The 713-nt window shown below is 68.7% G+C and carries 1 protein-coding gene; it reads right to left on the bottom strand.

What is annotated here, in order from left to right; all coding sequences use genetic code 11:
• Positions 1-24 precede the first annotated feature (24 nt).
• Positions 25-713 (bottom strand): transposase (locus QSK26_RS41450; RefSeq protein ID WP_285780855.1); only part of this gene is annotated, 689 nt, incomplete at its 5' end.

Genomic DNA, 713 nt, shown 5'->3' with positions numbered 1-713 from the left:
TCAGACATCCCTGGAGCCGGAATGTCAAGCGGCGAGGTCGTGTTGCCGGTGTGACCAGGCGGTTGCCTGGTCGTAGGGGGTATGTGTTTTGAGGCAGCCGTGGAGGATGCCGACCAGGCGGTTGCCGAGTTGGCGGAGGGCGGCGTTGTGGCTGACGTCGCGGGCTTTGAGCTGGTCGTAGTAGGCGCGGGCGGCCGGGTCATGCAGGATTGCGGCGCCGGCCTGCATGTGGAGCGCGTCGATGAGCCGGTCGTTGTGGATGAAGCGGGCGTGGACGGTCTTGGACTTGCCGGATTGCCGGGTGATGGGTGAGGTTCCGGCGTAGTTCTTGCGAGCCTTGGCGCTGGCGTAGCGGCCTTTCGCGTCGCCGAACTCTGCGAGCACCCGGGCGCCGAGGATGACGCCGATGCCGGGCTGGCTGAGGAGGATCTCAGCGTCCGGGTGCCGGCCAAAATGGGCCTCGACCTGCCGTTCGAGGGTGTTGATCTGGGTGTTGAGGGTCTGCAGGACCGCGATGGTCGCCGACACGGTGGCCGCGTAGGCGGAAGCGACCAGGTCGCTTTGCCCGAGGTGCTCGGCGCGGAGTCCGGCCTGGATCGCGGCGGCTTTGGCGGGCTTGTCGCGGTGCCCCTTGAGCGCCGCGGTGATCTGGGTGAGGGTCAGTCTCGCCGCGGCCTGCGGGGTGGGGGCCTTGGCCAGCAGGGCGAGCACGG

Source organism: Microtetraspora sp. NBRC 13810 (genome assembly GCF_030268685.1).
In the GTDB taxonomy this organism is placed as follows: Bacteria; Actinomycetota; Actinomycetes; order Streptosporangiales; family Streptosporangiaceae; genus BSRQ01.
Note: the sequence above shows the minus strand (reverse complement) of the source record. Positions and strands in the feature narration are given on the sequence as shown.